This window comes from Propionibacterium acidifaciens DSM 21887, assembly GCF_000426605.1.
GTDB lineage: Bacteria > Actinomycetota > Actinomycetes > Propionibacteriales > Propionibacteriaceae > Propionibacterium > Propionibacterium acidifaciens.
On record NZ_AUFR01000018.1, the window covers coordinates 42,121 to 58,461 of the forward strand.

A 16,341-nucleotide genomic window follows, 5' to 3' on the forward strand; every position below is an offset into this window, starting at 1 on the left:
ATGAATCAGATCGCGAATATTGTGTCGTCCTTGACGCCGCAAGCCCGCGAAGCACTGCGACAGGAACTGGATCGTCAAGACCCGAGGGAATCCTCTGACTTCGTCGCGGTGATCGGGGCGGCGGTTCGCCTGCCTGGGGCGATCACGTCCCTGGAAAAATTGTGGGAGTTCCTTGCGCGTGGCGGCGACGCCGTTGGACCGGTGCCAGCGGACCGCTGGCCCGGTCGTCGCGACAGGTCCGCGAATGCGCGGGATTGGGGCGCCTTCATCGACGACGTGGCTGGCTTTGACGCTCGCCGGTTTGGGATTTCTCCGCTAGAAGCAATCACGATGGATCCGCAGCAGCGTCACCTCTTGGAAGTGACAGCTGAGGCGATTGCTCACGCCGGACTGCGCGAACAGTCCTTGCGGGGATCACGGACCGGTGTTTACATGGGCCTGTCTTCGAACGACTACCTTACTGTGGGCGCGAAGACCAACACTCCGATAGATGCCTACTCGGCGACAGGAAATCCGCACTCGGTAGCTGTCGGACGCGTGTCGTATCAGTTCGACCTGCGCGGCCCCTGCCTTGCGATCGATACGGCCTGCTCGTCGTCGCTCGTGGCGATCGACACGGCAGTGCACGGTCTCGCAGAAAATCGGTGTGCTCTGGCCTTGGCAGGGGGCATCCATCTCATGCTGGATCCGCACAGTACTGAGGCTCTGGAGGCTTGGTCCATGCTTTCGCCTGAGGGCAAGATCAAAGCGTTCGATGCTCGAGCGGACGGATTTGTGCGTGGCGAGGGCTGCGTCGTGCTAGTTCTCAAAAGGCTCAAGGATGCTGAGGCCGATGGTGACCGCATCTTGGCGGTCATTCTGAACTCTGCGGTGAATCAAGATGGGCGTTCGAACGGTTTGACTGCGCCCAACCAAGCATCGCAGATCGCCGTGATGCGCGAGGCATTGTCTGGGGCGGGCATCGACCCCCGCGAGGTTGTCTATATCGAGACCCATGGCACGGGTACACCCTTAGGCGACCCAGTTGAGTTCGGTGCGATTGCCAACGTGTACGGCGCCGGCACCAAGACCTGCTACGTTGGAGCAATCAAGAGCAATATGGGGCACCTTGAGGCGGCTGCGGGGGCGCTGTCGGTCGTCAAGACGATCTCCTGCCTCCGTCACCGCAAAGTGCCGCCGAATCTGCACTTCCGCTCGTGGAATCCTGCGATGGAGATCTCAGGTACACGTCTTGTAGTCCCTACTCGGCTTGAGGAGCTACCGGGCGAGGCGCGACGAGTAGTCGCCGGCGTATCTGCGTTTGGCTTCGGGGGCACCAACGCTCATGCTCTGCTCAGCACGCATGTCGACACGGAGTGGCCCAGCGTCTGGATCTTCCCGGGACAGGGCGGTCAGTTTGCGGGCATGGGGTGCCGCTTCCTTCACGAAGACACGCACTTCGCAGCCAAGGTGGACGAGCTCGATCCGCAGTTTCGATCCGTGGTCGGGGTCTCGTTGCGCTCTGCGCTCGACGGTTCCGCGGAGCTGGAGGGGATTGGTACGATACAACCCGCTCTTTTCGGCTTTCAGCTCGCCGCGGCGTCCATGCTTGAGGCGACGCAGGGTGCTCCCTCCGCAGTGATTGGCCACTCCATGGGGGAGGTGGCCGCCGCGGTGGTTGCCGGCATTCTCACCCAGGAACAAGGATTGCGAGTCATTGCAGAACGATCGAGGTTGCTCAGTGAATTGCCATCCGGTGGCGCGATGGCCGTTGTGCGTTGCGGAGGTGACGAAATTCGTCGTTGGAGCCAGCTAGATCACGGACAACTCGAGGTGGCAGCACTCAACGGTCCTCAGGACACCGTGCTGGCTGGCTCAGTCCATGACATCGACGCACTCGCCGAAAAATGCCGGACACAGCGCGGGCCAGCCGTCTCAGTCATTCGGGTGGATGTCGCGTCCCACAGCCGTTTCGTCGACCCTATCCTCGAGCAGCTACGTGACGCATTGTACGATTTGGGTCCGACGCGCCCGCCCCGGTACCCCATCTTTAGTACTTGCAGCCTCGACGACGACTGGGGTGCGGAGCATTGGGTTGCCAACCTGCGAGAGCCCGTCAAGTTCTCGGACTCCGTCGCCAAAGCGGTGGCGGAAGGCGCAAATCGTTTCACCGAAGTCTCTCCGCATCCGGTGCTATTAGACGCGGTGGACCGGGACACTGGCTTGGGCGTGAAGACGCGTGCCATCCAAGTACGGCCGCCGCATTGGCGTCACCAGCGTTTCTGGTACAACAACACCCAGGTGTCACAACGCGTTGACCCAAAGTGGGGTCTGGTTGACATGCATGTTTCGCTCCCTGGCCAGGGTCACGTGTTGCAAGGGGATCTCGGATCGGAGCGGTGCCCCTGGCTCGCTGACCATCGTCTGTTTGGAACTCCCGTGGCGCCAGGCTCGACGCTAATGGAACTGTGCGCCTCGGCTGCGGTCGCTGCGAGCCCGGAACGATCCGTAGTCAACCTGCATGACGTTCGGTTTCTCGGCATGCTGCCCCTCGAAGACTCCGTGACCATCACAGTCCTCGTCAGTCAGGATGACCACACGGTCGAGGTGATCACCACACCTGACGGTACATCCACCACTACGCATGCGACTGCGCACGTCGATTTTGAGCAGCGAGAATGGCCCACGCCCTTGGTGTCACCGTCACTCGATGGCACGGCGTCGGCTCGACGGATTGAGCCCGAGCAGTTGCTGTCGAGAGCTCGTAGAGCCGGACAGGAGTACGGACCCCACTTCCAGTTGTTGACTGAGGTGATCGACTTCGGCGATGGCTGGGTGGAAGGTTCGGTCGCGCAGCCCAAGGGAGCGCCCCGGGGACTCGTGGTCGATCCCCGCACGCTGGATGCGGCCATCCAGATGATGGCCGCCGCCCTTCCTGATGGCGCCCAAGAACAAGTAATCATCCCTGTTTCAGTCGATCGGATGTTCGTGGGTTCCCCAGGAAGCCAGGTGGTCCGAGTCGTGGGCCAAGGACGGCAGCAGGGCCGCGATTGGTGCATGGATCTCGATCTATGGGCTGACGGTGAAACAGAGCCTGTCGTCAGCGTGCGCGGCCTTCGGGCGCGGCCGTTGGGTCGCGCGGAGGCGCCCTTCTCTTGGTCGAGTTCCCTATACGAGGTGGAATGGGTGGCTGAGGCCGATCCGGCCAATGTAGGAACTGCCCCCACGAACCTGACAGTAATTGATGCGACGTCGTCGGAGGCCTCCCAGGAGGTCGCACACGGATTGATAGCAGCTCGTGACCAGGGAGGATTCGGTCCCGGCCATACCGTCATCGTGGTCGATGGGGCAGCGTCGACGCGTCAGGACGCCGCTAGGGAGCTTTTGGACTCAGTGGCCTCACTGGTAGCCTCGGAATCGAGACCCGCTTTGGTGACCCTTGTGACCTTGGGGAATCGTGGTGATGGCGCGGCCCGCGCCGCGCGCGCACTCGTGCGTACCGCCGCCCTAGAGGTGCCCGATCTGCCCATTCGCACCGTTAGCGCGTCACGCAACTCCGAGGAGCTGGGCTCTCTCCTCACTAGGTTATGGGGCGCCGACTCGCTGGCATTGACGTCTGAGGGCACGGAGATGGCGAGGTGCGTCCGTGCGTCACTTCCACGCACGGTTGAAGGAATGCTGGTCCGTCCGGACAGTGCCTACCTCGTCACCGGGGGAATGGGTGGCCTCGGCCTCCAAATCGCGGCCGCTCTCACGAGCGAGGGGGCTGGCTGCGTGATCCTGAACGGGCGCAACCGTCCCCAGCCCGGCAGCAACGCTGCCCTCGACAAATTGATCAGGGACGAGCATGTAGTAATCGTCCTGGGAGATATCGCTGACGAAGACACTGTGGGTCAGTGCCGAGCTGAGGTGTTCAGTCGCGGCTTGGAGCTGCGAGGAGTCGTGCACGCTGCCGGCGTTGTCGCTGATCAAACCTTTGCGGGGCTGAACTCGACGACGGTCGATAGGATGTGGCGGCCCAAGGTTGGCGGAGTCATCCGCCTTGACGCCGATACAGCGGACGACCCACTCGACTTCTTCATCGTGTTCTCGACCGCCGGCACGATCCTGGGATCACCGGGTCAGGCCGGGTATGTCGTAGCTAACGCTGCGATGGAAGGGATTGTCGCTGATCGTCAACGTCGAGGTCTTCCGGGTACCATCGTCCAATGGGGGCGATGGGGGGAAGTCGGCATGGCCGCCGACGCCCGTGACCGGATGATGGATCTGATCCCGCCGGACCAAGGTGTCGCGATCCTGAGACGGCTAATTGTTGCCGATCGTCCAGAAACCCTTGCCGCCCGGCTCAACGAGTCGGTCCTGTTGGCTAATTTCCCTCAAGTTGCGGATCAACCTTTCTACGCCTCCCTGATCGCTTCGGGCGCAGCCCAAGATTCGATCAGTGTTGACGCCCTGCGGGCGATGCTTCCGGCCCAGGCCCAAGCTGAAATCCAGAGGGGAGTGACCCGTGTCGTAGCGCAGCTCTTGGGCTATGGCGACTCTGAAATTCCGAGGGACCAGCCGCTCACGGACCTAGGACTCGACTCACTGCTGGTGCTTCGCATCGTGCGGGGCATCGAACATGTATTTAGCGTGAAGCTTGGCGTTGCCGCGCTCCTGCAGGGAGCGACGACCACAGAGATCGCCGAGCACGTCGCCTCGAAAATGCTGCCGAACACCACCCTTGGTGATGATTCAGTGAACACAACCACAACTGGCGAAACTGCTGAGACTCGCGCTGAAATCCGTTCCGCGCATCTCAACCGGCTCAGAAAGAGAGGGAAGCGCTCATGATAAACCGTTGCCCCGGCCGATATTTGATTTTTTACCCACGACCGCGTGCCTCTCGAAAGCTTTACTGTTTCCCATTCGCCGGGGGTGGGGCTGCTGCTTACCGTGATTGGGCGATGCGCGCCCCCTCGGACGTCGAGGTGGTGGCTTGCCAGATGCCGGGGCGTCACGGTAGGTATTGGGAACCTCACCCAGACAGCATGCAGCAAATGGCTGCCGATTTCGCGCGTGACTTCATCAAGGAGCACGATGGCAGATCTTTCATGTTCTTTGGGCATTCTCTAGGCGCTCTCGTGGCGTTCTTGGTCGCTCAAAACTTGGAACTTCGTGCGGGGGTGGCACCGTTGCGTTTGGGGTTGTCTGCGCGTTCTGCTCCACAGCACCAAGCTCGAGTGAAACTGAGTATGCTCCCCCAAGACGAGTTACTCAAAGTGCTCACCGCGCTGGGTGGTATCCCTCGCGAGATCTTGGCGAATGAGGAGCTGACAACTCTCTTAATGAAGCCTTTGATTGCGGATCTCAAACTGTCCGATTCCTATCGATTCCAAGCCACCAAGCCGCTCGCGACGCCGATCCCAGAGGTGTTCAGTGGCAGCGATGACCAGATGGTTGAGCCGGGTAGCCTTGAGGCGTGGGCGTCCCTATTCGTCCACCCGCTACGGATGCATCGATTCCAGGGCGGTCACTTCTTCCTGTGGAAGGAAACTGAGCAGATTCTCGGCGAGATGTGCGCCGCGCCTAGCGAGGACAGCGCCTTTGTCATGCATGCTCGCACCTCCGAGATGGAGGTGCAACGATGAAGGATGTCTTCGATTCAACCGAATCTTGGGTGGCTATCGTCGGCATGGCAGGCCGGTTCCCATGCGCCCCCGATCTGGACTCCTACTGGGACCTTTTAGTGAGTGGTCGGGATGCAGGAGTCGATCTCGCCTTGGACGCAATCATCGAGGCAGGTGTCCCGGCCGAAATAGCTGGTGCAACTCGGTATGTAAAGCGGACCTTCAAACTCGACGGCGTCGACGAATTCGATGCCTCGCTCTTTGGATTCACGCCCGCGACTGCGGTTGTCTTGGACCCTCAGCAGCGACTTTTTCTTCAGACGGTACATCATGCGTTGGAGGACGCCGCGATCGACCCATGGTCCGTCCCGGTGCGTACTGGGGTCTTCGCGGCGACGGGCACCAGCGCGTACCTCCTCAACAATCTGATGAGTGGCGACCCCAACGACTCAATGGCGTACGGGGCAAACATGCGCGCGGTCGAGCTCGCTCTCAGCAATGACAAGGACTACATCGCGACGCGCATTGCACACACGCTCAACCTGACGGGCCCTGCGATGAGCGTGCAAACGGCGTGCTCAAGTTCCCTTGTGGCTGTCCACTTGGCCTGCCAGTCACTGCTGATTGGCGACTGTGACGCAGCGGTCGCGGGCGGGGTGTCGGTGCGTGTGCCGCAAGATGTTGGCTACTTCGCCGAGCCAGGATCTATCATGTCTCCGACTGGACGCTGCCGCCCATTCGATGCTGCGGCGGACGGAACTGTCTTTGGCAGTGGAGTGGGTGCTGTGGTCCTCAAGTCCTACCAAACGGCTCTTGAGGATGGAGATCCCATCCGGGGCATTATTCGGGGAAGCGCCATCAACAATGACGGCAACCTAAAGATGGGGTTCAGCGCACCCAGCGTGATGCAGCAGGCTCAGGTTGTTGCAGACGCACTCGCGATCGCAGGCGTGACACCAGCGGAAATCGGGTTCATCGAGGGGCACGGAACCGGCACGCCGCTCGGCGACCCCGTCGAGGTGCAGGCCCTCATGCGCGCGTTTGCCGGGTCATCGACTCCCTGCGTCCTGGGTTCGGTAAAAGGCAACGTCGGTCACCTTGAGGCAGCAGCCGGAATGGCTTCCCTCATCAAGACCGTGCTCACGCTTCAACGCGGCGTCATCCCCGGCACCTGCCACTACGAGGCTCCCAATCCGGAGCTTCGGCTCGATGGGACGCCGTTCATGATCACCGCCGAGCCCAGCGAGTGGAGCGATGTAACCCGCAAGGCTGGCGTCACGTCGCTCGGCGTCGGCGGAACTAACGTTCACCTCGTGGTGCAGTCCGCCGAGGATCCGGAGGCGACGGCCTCCGCAGAACGTCCCGCGATGCTGCGGCTCAGCGCTGCGACGGAAGAAGCGCTCACTAGGTCACGTCTGATACTCGCTGACCACCTCGTCCGGGAGCGTCCCTGTCTTGACGCCGTCGCCACCACCCTAGAGCGGCGCCACCGAACCCACTCGCATCGGTGCACAATCGTGGCTCGCACGGTCAACGACGCCGCCTCCCGACTTCAAGGGCCAGTGATCCAGCGGATGGCCCTTCCCTGCGCCGAATCGAGCTCCTTGGTCTTTGTGTACGCTGGCCAAGGTGCTCAGTTCCCCGCGATGGGAATGCAGCTTGCTCAAGCCGAACCTGACTTCGCGGCGCCGTTGTACGAGGCCCTAGACCACCTGAGCGAGATCAGCTGTCGAAATCTCGCGCACGTCTTGGCCACCGCCACCGCCGCAGAGATCAACCGAACCGATCTCTCCCAGCCCCTCCTTTTTGCTGTTCAGTACGCTTGGACGAAGGCGCTCGAAACACGGGGACTCGTGCCAGAAATAGTAGTGGGACACGACATCGGGGAATTTGCTGCAGCAACGACGGCCAAGGTCATGGATCTCGAAACCGCTGCACGCCTCGTTTGTGAGCGGGGGCGACTCATGGCCGCCTGTCCACCCGGCGCGATGATGTCCTTTCGGGGAGAAAGCACCACAATTTTAGACGCAGCTTTGGTAGAGAAAGCGGATGTCGCCGCAATCAATTCGCCCCATGACATCGTGCTCGCTGCCAGCGCGGAGAGGCTCGAACGGGTGGTGGACCGACTCTCGTCCGCCGAGGTCACAGTGCACAGACTGGTCACCAGTCATGCCTACCATTCGGTGGCGATGGAGCCGGCAGCGGCCGCCTTCGTAGACAGCATGCGGGCGGCCGCCTTGCGAGCGCCTCAGCTCCCAATGACGTCGAACCTTACTGGCGGGTGGCTCACCGCCGCCGAGGCTATCGACCCCGAGAGGTGGGGACGTCAAATTCGTCAGACAGTGCGCTTCGCGGACGACCTCGATCTGGTTCTCGGGCGTGGTTCCGTGATTCTCGTCGAAGTTGGTCCGGGACGTGCCCTCACATCCGCTGCGAAGATATCGGCATCCTGGGACGATTCAAAGCACCGAGGTGTGCTCACGCTCGGACCGAAGAGCGCCCCGCAAGATGGCGACGATCTTGCGCGCTGCATCGGTGACCTGTGGGCTAATGGCAGAGCTGTCGCCAGCGACGTCGGCGCGGGCGCAGTTCGGGCGATCAATCTCCCCGGGTACCCGTTCGAGCGAGCCAAGTACTGGCACGCCCCGCAGCCCCGAAGCGGAACTGCGACTGCACCGCCCTCTCGCACCACGACTGCTGCCCACAAGCAGGAAGCGCAGTCGCTCAGCAGCATCACCGATCTTCTCATAACGCGGGTCGAAGAGACGCTGGGTCTGACGGGCGTTACCGCCCAGGATGACTTCTTTGCCCTAGGCGGTGACTCGGTCGTCGCGATCCGATTAGCAGCGGAGATGACTCAGTTGGGCTGGTCCCTGACCCCCCAGGACGTTCTCGAAGCCGGTAGCATCGGTTACCTTGCTACCCGCCTCAGCGAGGGGCTGATCGACCCCGACACTGACGAAGACGGCCATGTGCTGGTTGATCTAGTCCCCACCCAGCTTCGTCTTCTACACGAGGGCGCTAGGCCATGGAGTGCTTGGCGGGTTCCGCTGCTGGTCCGAAGCCAGACTCGGCTCGGCCAGGACACTGTCGAGCAGGCCATAGCCAGCTTGGTACGACGCCACGACATTTTGCGCCTTGCCATCGACGCCACCACCTTGCCACTGACGGGACGTCTTGACACCGACCGTCGCGTGCCAATGACATTCCACGGCGCTGGCGAGGTGTCTGATGCAGAGGAGATTCTCGCCACTTGTTGCGCGAAGCCCCCCGCGGACGACTCGGTCGTTGAGGCGCACCTTTGGGACGGCGAGTCGGGCGGATCGTTGCTGGGCCTCGCTCTCCCTCACGCCTTCGTTGACGACGCCTCGCAGGTCATCTTGCTCGACGAGCTCGCGAAGTTGCTCGACGGCGTCGAGGACCTGCCTCCCACCACTTCAAGCTGGGTTTCTTGGACGCGGCTCGCGTCGCGTCTGGCCAAGCATCCGCTGGTCACCCAGGGGACTGAGCAGCGTTCCGCAGGAGCTTCGGTTCGACGACCGATGCAGCGAAGCTATCAGCGTTCTGTGTTGCCTCTTGAACCCAACCTTGCCGCTGATTTGGTCGCCGCCCAGCAATCGAGCCGCGTGACGATGAAGGCCATCCTAGCCGATGCGTTGGGTGAGGTCCTTGCTAACCGCTCATCCTCAGGTACGGTCACAATCGAGCTCGAAGGCACGATGCGTGCCCTTCGGGTGAAAGGATCTGATCTCTCCCGTACCGTAGGTTGGTTTACGACGATTTATCCCGTGGCGTGGCACGAGGGTCAAGGGGCCACGGCTCCGCCGCTGCAGGGGTTCGGATACGACGCGATCCGTCTCGCGCCTGACCAGGCGCCGAAGTGGCCTCCTCAGGCGCGCGTTTTGCTCTACTATCGTGCGGTGGATCCCGCGCCCGTCGCTGCCTCAATCGAGATCGTGCGGTCCAGCGCATTGGAGGCGCAGGTGCCACCTGGTCTTGGCCACGAGTTGCAGGTTGAGGTGACACGCGAGGACGACGAGATCACAGCCGTCTGGTGGTATGACACGACAGTAGTTGAGACCGGAGAGGTCGAGGCGCTGCAGCATGACTTCGTTGAGGCTCTCAGGGAGCGGTCGCGGTCGAACGAGCTCCCCGAGGAGCTCCGAGAATCGCTTGCTGACGAGCTCGGTCTGTAGGCCAAGTCAGGCTCGTGAATGCTCGTGAATGCACGTCCACAGCGATAACAGCGATAGAGGAAGGAAATCATGACGATCCCCCTCACGGCGTCAGGGGTTGCGCGAATCGAGGACGCCTACCGATTAGTCCCCTCACAAGCAAGTATGCTGTCGGAATGCCTTGCCTCCGACGATCGTAGTCTCTACGTCGAACAGATAGTCCTACGTCTCACCGGAGCGTTCGATCTTACAAGGTTTCAACGAGCGTGGGCGCAGGTCATGCAGGCGTGCCCTCCTCTCCGCACTGTGTTCGCGTGGCGCGGCGTCGAACCGCTGCAGGTCGTGTTGCGCTCGATCGAGCCGGGGTGGGACGTGCGAGACCTCAGCGGGCTCACTGTCCAGCAGCAAGATGACGAGATCCGTCGCTTCGTGGTCGCTGACCGTGCTGCCGGCTTTGATCTGCGCCGTGGGCCGCTGACGCGTTTTGCGCTGTTTTTCTTGGGCGATGATTCACAAGCTTTTGTGTGGACGCACCATCACCTGATCATGGACGGCTGGAGCGTCGCCTTGCTCGTCACCACGGTCGCCAAGGCTTACGCGGACGGAGACCAACCCACCCCGCAGGGCCGGGCTCACCACGAGTTCGTAGATTGGCTGGCTGCCCGCGATGATTCCGAAGGACGGGAGTTCTGGCAGCAGCAGCTGTCCGGCTATGTTCCCGAACCTCTTCCAGGTATCGGGTCGATTCCTGGAAGCGAAATGACCGATCCCGACGTCGACTCGTGGGTGCAGCACACCATACCTGAAGTTATCTTGCGACAATGGGAGAAGAGCTTGGCTGGGGAGAGGATCACTCTGTCCGCCCTGGTGACTGCCGCTTGGGCGATCACTGTCCAGCGCCATGCTGGTGCGGCAGAAACCGTCGTCGGCCTCACGAACGCTAGCCGCCCGTTGGACCTTCCCGGGGCAACCCAGCACGTCGGCGTCTATGTCGATGTGGCACCGCTTCGGCTGGCTCCCCCCGAGGGCGTCACCGTCCGCCAGTGGTTACACGAGGTGCAACAACAGTCACGTGCCGTGATGGAGCACAGCTTCTCCGGTGATCGTGAATTACCGAAGTCACCGGACTCGGTCGGGGTACCGTTGCTGCAGAACTCGGTGGTGCTCCAGAACTCCTTGCAAGACGGGGACGCTTGGAACCACTTCGCTGACCTCCGCATCGACAGCGTGGATTTCTTCGTCCGCACCGGGGTTCCGATCATGCTGATGGCTTTTACTCACCAAGGTTTGCGGCTGCGCTGCATCTTTGACCCCTATCGGGTGGAACGCTCAGTGGCACAGAAGTTTCTCGACCATTTCATTGTCGTGCTGAGGGCCATGGCCGAAGCTCCGGAGACGCTGGTGAACGAGCTACCATTACTCACTGACTCTGAGCGAGCGCTCGTCGACTCGACCAATGCGACGGACAGGACGGTCGGCATTCCCGGCGTGCACCATCGTTTCGTCGAGTTAGCTCATACAGAACCCACTCGGGTCGCGCTCGATGGTATCTCAGGACAGCTCACTTATGGCGAGGTGGAGGAGCGAACCGGAAGACTCGCGTCATGGCTGGTCGCGGCGGGAGCAGGTCCCGAGCGCATCGTTGCGCTGGTGATGGGACGCTCCTCGGACCTTGTTGAGGCAATGCTTGCTACCCATCGCGCGGGTGCTGCTTTCTGCGTCGTGAATCCCCAGGAGCCGGCCCAGCGCTGGGAGATTCTCCGCGAGGATCTTGAGCCCGCTGTTGTGGTCGTGCGAAGGGATGAGATTCCCGACGATTTGGTAGATGATCCGGACGTTCTTGTGTTCGAGGACTCTGTTGCCTCGCCCGGGCCTGAGGTCTCACTCCCCACGACCACTGATGCTGACCAGCTGGCTTACATCGTGTTCACCTCTGGATCGACCGGCAAGCCCAAGGGAGTTATGGTCACTCATGGCGGCCTACGCAACGTCGTGGACCACGAGATCGACCGGATGGAACTAGCGCCGGAGCATCGGGTATTACAATTCTGTGCGATCAGCTTTGACGTCTTCGTGTTGGAGGTCTTTGTCACCTTCGGCGTAGGGGCGACGCTGGTGGTCGGGCGGGACGAGGACGTGGCCCCCACCGGACGCATGGTGGAATTCATGCGTCGCCTCGGAGTTACACATGCGATCTATACCCCGTCGGCGGTGTCTGCTCTGCCCGTTCCTTTGGAGGTCCCCTCGCTGCAGATGCTCGGATTGGTGGGCGAGAAGTGTTCCCTCGACCTCGTTGAGCAGTACGCGGGACGCTACCGGGTGCTCAACCTGTACGGCCCGGCGGAGGCCAGCATCGTGACTCTTGATCATTACTGCACCCCCTCTGAGGGAGATCCCCCGATCGGGACACCGACCTACAACACCCAAGCTAACATTTTTGGTCCCGGCCACACAGAGATTCCATTCGAAACGCCCGGCGAGCTGTTCCTTGGGGGCGCGAGCCTGGCCCGCGGTTACCTCAAGCAGCCCGACGCAACCGAGCGGGCCTTCCAGACGACACGCCTCGGCCGTCTCTACGCAACAGGTGATCTGGTCAGTAGGCGCGATGACGGGCTTGTGTTGTTCAAGGGACGCACGGACGATCAAGTCAAGGTGCGTGGTTTCCGGGTTGAGCCTGCCGAGATCGAACATGCGTTGCTCGCGCATCCTGAGGTCATCAGAGTTGTCGTTGTGGGACGCGGTTCTGGAGTCGACCGTGGCCTTAGCGCGTACGTGGTCCTCAATCCGGAGCAGGAAGCTGGCTCGGAGGCAGCCAGTGAGCGTGTCGAATCATGGCGTCAGCTCTACGAGGCGATCTACGAGACGGCCAATCATGAGAACGATGAGCATCGACGCTTCGTCGGCTGGCGGGACTCGTTCGGAAACCAGAAGATTCCCACCGATCAGATGAGTCGATGGGGCGCCGAGGCTGTCTCTCGGGTTCTGGCGAGCGAGCCCGCGAATGTGCTCGACGTGGGCTGCGGCACAGGGGTCATCCTACTTCCCCTTGCTGTCGCAGGGGTCGACGTCACCGGCGTCGATATCTCCAAGCGTGCCCTCGACGAGGTCCGCCGCAGCACTGACGCGCTCGGATCTGGTGCTGGCCAGATCCACCTCCAAGCGGCTTCCGCTGATGGCATAGCCGACATCGACGAGACCTTCGATGCTGTCGTCTTGAACTCGGTGGTTCAATACTTCCCCTCGTCGGACTATCTCACCCGCGTCTTGGACTTGGCATGGTCAAAATTACGTCCGGGCGGTCAGCTGTTCGTAGGTGATGTGCGGTCTTTGCAGCTACTGCCAGAATTCCATCTCGCCCGACTGGCTGAACACGAGCGGAAATCCGGTGATCCGGTCACCGTCGAAAGGGTCCGAGTTGCGATGCGCGATGACGAAGAGCTGGTTCTCAGCCCCTCTTTCTTCTCCTCGTGGGCAGCGGACAAGCCTGACGCGAGAGTTTCTCCAGTCGCCAAGCAGTTACCAGATTTCCACGAGATGTCGCTTTTTCGTTACGATGTTCGCATCCTCAGGGTGAGAGATCTAGCTGGGTCAGCCGAATTTCCCTCGAGGACGTGTGAAGTAAGGGGCCTTGATGGCTTGTGGAGGGCGATCGGTGACAACTTGCCGATCATCCTCGTCGAGGGCATTCGCGATTCCAGGACGGTGGCCCTTGTTGATGAGTGGGTGGCGCTCGACAGAGGAGAATCCCCCGTCGGCGGTGAGCCGGTCGATGTGGCAGATGTCGCTGTGCGGCTGGCTGGCATGGGGTATGAGATGGACGCTGTTTTAGGCGACCAAGCGGGAGCGCTTCGGCTGCTGGTGTCACGCGGCCTGAGCGTGGAAGCGCGGGCTGCGCTCACGTCGCAATTCGCAGACGGGACGCAGGCGAATCGTGGCGTGAACTCACCGCTCGAACGACGCAGGGAGACGCGCGTCGTGGAGGATTTGTACCGGCTCGCCGAAAACACTCTGCCGATGCATATGAGACCAGACAGCATCACTGTCTTGGCGGAGCTTCCCATGAATTCTAACAACAAGGTCGACAAGGCGCGTCTGCCGGATCCGGTTTCCATCGAGCGGACCGAAGCTGACGCTGACGCGGCCGACGCCGTCGAGTTCGTCGTGTCGCGGCTCTTCGGGGAGGTTCTCCACGCCTCTCCGCTTCCAGTGACCCTCAACTTCTTCCACGCCGGTGGCAACTCATTGCTGGGTATGGCCCTGTGCTCGAGAGTTAACGAGAGCTTCGGCGTCAGCATTGAGCTTAGGGAACTACTGGAGGAACCCACACCGCGCCGCATGGCGAGACTGATTCGGAAGGCGTTCGATGATAAAAGACGTCGTCCGAACACGGTGGTGCTGCTTCAGGATGGCTCGTCACAGCCGGTCTTCCTTGTCCATGCGGCTGCCGGTAATGCGATGGCCTACCTTCCCCTCGTGCAGGGGCTTTCCAGCGGTACGAGGATTTACGGTTTGCAGGAACCTGACAGCGACACCGAACTCACATCCCTGAAGCAGCTTGCTGAGTACTACGTAGGAAGGGTGCTCGACCTGAATCCAGACGGCTCTTGCGTGGTGGGTGGCTGGTCGTTCGGCGGCGTTGTCGCTTCGATAATGGCCGAGTTGCTGGCCGAGCGGGGACACCGAGTTCGCTTGGTCATCATGGACGCGTCGGTTCCTGATCCACAGATGGGATTTGGGTTGAATCGAGCTCGATTTGCACTCTATCTGTCGCATCGCCTCGGACCCAGAGTCACGGAGGTGGCCAACGAGATGGGTGATGAGGGCACAGACGACGAATTCGTCGAAAGGGTCATCGCTGAGTCAAATGTGGACGGAATGGGGGTCGCCGACGTGCTCCGTGATCTCAAGTCAGCCTACCGCAAGAGTATTAGCTTGTTGAGTTCATTCCGGGCACCCGTGTTCAACGGGGAAGCGATTCTTTACCGAGCGACGGACCAGTCCCTCGGGACGAGCGAGACCATGAACACCAGTGAGGATCTGGGCTGGGGACAACACTTGTCTGGGCTACGTATTGTGCCAATTAAGGGTAATCACGTCACGATGATGTTCGAGCCGGGTGTCGCTGCTCTCGCGTCTGACCTTGCTCGGCGATTGATTGAGTGGGGTGTATAGTGGTTTGTTGATATAGCCGGCATGAGACGAAACCGTATTTTTCGTGGATTTCCTGTGCCGTTTCGGATGCGGTGGGGGCGTGCAGGTTGAGGTCACCTTGGAAGAAACAGCCGTCCTGATCAGGTGGAGGAAGCGTTCCGACAATCATGTGTTGGTACGGATGAAAGCAGAAGCGATCCTGTACGCCTCTGAAGGAGTCGGAATCGGCATCATCGCGAAGATGGTTGAGCGCACTGGGAGGACGGTGCAGGAATGGCTGGCCGAGTGGCGGGGCACCAGGATGCGCCGGGTCCCGGCCGGGCATGCGGGGAACCAGGACGCGGTGGAACCCGCCCGCGTCCGGAAGGAAGAACTCTCGCCCGACCGCTCTCCCGGTCTGGTGTCCGCGCCGGGTTCTGGGACGTCCCGGCGATACGTGACGCCGTGAAGACCCTGTTCGACGTGGAATACCAGTCGGACTCCTCGTACCGGCTGCTCCTGCGCCTGTGCGGGCCGAACCCCGGACCGCCCGACCCGTTCGACGAGCACCGCGACGAGCCGGCCACCACCAGACGCGCGGCCTGGGCGACGCCCCAGGTCAAGAGCTTGTCGTGCCAGGGCTGGGAGGTCCACACCGCAAGATTGAGGTCCGCTTGGAGCACGAGGCCTGGACCCGCCGCATGCAGCTCCCGAAAGGACAACGCACCAGACCGGTCCGTGGACCGGAAGAAGACGTCCCAGTCCTTCTCCGGCGCCCTCCCCCCGACCAGCAGAACAGTCACGCCGTACCCGATCGAGGGGAACCGGAACACCTGGCAGACAATCCTCGCACCGGACCTGCTCCAACGAGAAACCGAGGCAGAGAAGATCGCGGTCGTCCTGGACAACGCCCGCCCCCACCACGCCAGAGCACTGACCGGCCTCCACGAGCCGGGTCAGCTGCTGGAGCGCATCACGCCGATTCATCCGCCGCCGTACGCGCCCGACCACAACCCGGTCGAGCATGTCCGGAACGCGGCCAAGAGCAACATCGCGAACATTCAGCGCGAGGCCCCCGAAGAAACCTTCGGCGCGTTCGCCTCATGCGTCACCGGCCGCACTGTCGACTACGACTTCGAGCACTGGAGTGTTTGGTGTTTTTCGGGCGGTGGGTGGAAGTGATCGAGGTGGGGTTGGGTCGTGTCGGTGCCGGGATGCGGTGCGGGGTTTGGGGGGCGGGTCGTTCTCGGGATCGTCCCGGGGGTCCGGGCCGGTGGCCGGGGTGGCCGGATCGTACGGTCTTGTGGTGCGGGCGGTCGGGGGCCGGGTCGCGGGGTGGCGGGGGGAGCGCCCCGGTCTCGGCGTTGATGCCGTGACCGTGGAGGGGCGCGCCGGGATCGGGCGGCTGAGGGCGGGGCTCCGGGAGGCCCGCGTGGGGGACGGGTTCC

The 16,341-nt window shown here is 61.9% G+C and carries 6 protein-coding genes; all 6 read left to right on the forward strand.

Going from position 1 to position 16,341, the window contains the following annotated elements:
- The 6 genes from K336_RS17725 to K336_RS17015 all read left to right on the forward strand — a co-directional run bounded on the left by K336_RS17725 (position 1) and on the right by K336_RS17015 (position 16,075).
- On the forward strand, positions 1-4,812 hold the full coding sequence (locus K336_RS17725) for a type I polyketide synthase (protein ID WP_081660686.1): 4,812 nt from the start codon (positions 1-3) through the stop codon (positions 4,810-4,812).
- Positions 4,809-5,609 carry a thioesterase II family protein gene (locus tag K336_RS17730; RefSeq protein ID WP_081660687.1) on the forward strand — a complete coding sequence of 267 codons (801 nt, stop codon included), beginning with the start codon at positions 4,809-4,811 and terminating at the stop codon, positions 5,607-5,609. The genes K336_RS17725 and K336_RS17730 overlap by 4 nt, the downstream gene beginning before the upstream one ends.
- Positions 5,606-9,784, forward strand: coding sequence for a type I polyketide synthase (locus K336_RS15295; protein ID WP_051245523.1), 4,179 nt, complete (start codon positions 5,606-5,608; stop codon positions 9,782-9,784). The genes K336_RS17730 and K336_RS15295 overlap by 4 nt, the downstream gene beginning before the upstream one ends.
- A gap of 69 nt (positions 9,785-9,853) precedes the next feature.
- Positions 9,854-14,935: a non-ribosomal peptide synthetase gene (locus K336_RS0107660; protein ID WP_081660688.1), complete on the forward strand. Its 5,082-nt coding sequence runs from the start codon at positions 9,854-9,856 to the stop codon at positions 14,933-14,935.
- Positions 14,936-15,014: 79 nt separating this feature from the next.
- Positions 15,015-15,362: a hypothetical protein gene (locus K336_RS15300; protein ID WP_051245524.1), complete on the forward strand. Its 348-nt coding sequence runs from the start codon at positions 15,015-15,017 to the stop codon at positions 15,360-15,362.
- Entirely contained in the window at positions 15,359-16,075 is a 717-nt protein-coding gene (locus tag K336_RS17015) for a transposase (RefSeq protein ID WP_051245525.1), read from the forward strand. The genes K336_RS15300 and K336_RS17015 overlap by 4 nt, the downstream gene beginning before the upstream one ends.
- The last annotated feature ends 266 nt before the right edge of the window (positions 16,076-16,341 follow it).

Coding starts and splice junctions, on each gene's coding strand:
- K336_RS17730 (WP_081660687.1), top strand. CDS start 4,809: ATGATAAACCGTTGCCCCGGCCGATATTTGATTTTTTACCCACGACCG.
- K336_RS0107660 (WP_081660688.1), top strand. CDS start 9,854: ATGACGATCCCCCTCACGGCGTCAGGGGTTGCGCGAATCGAGGACGCC.
- K336_RS17725 (WP_081660686.1), top strand. CDS start 1: ATGAATCAGATCGCGAATATTGTGTCGTCCTTGACGCCGCAAGCCCGC.
- K336_RS15295 (WP_051245523.1), top strand. CDS start 5,606: ATGAAGGATGTCTTCGATTCAACCGAATCTTGGGTGGCTATCGTCGGC.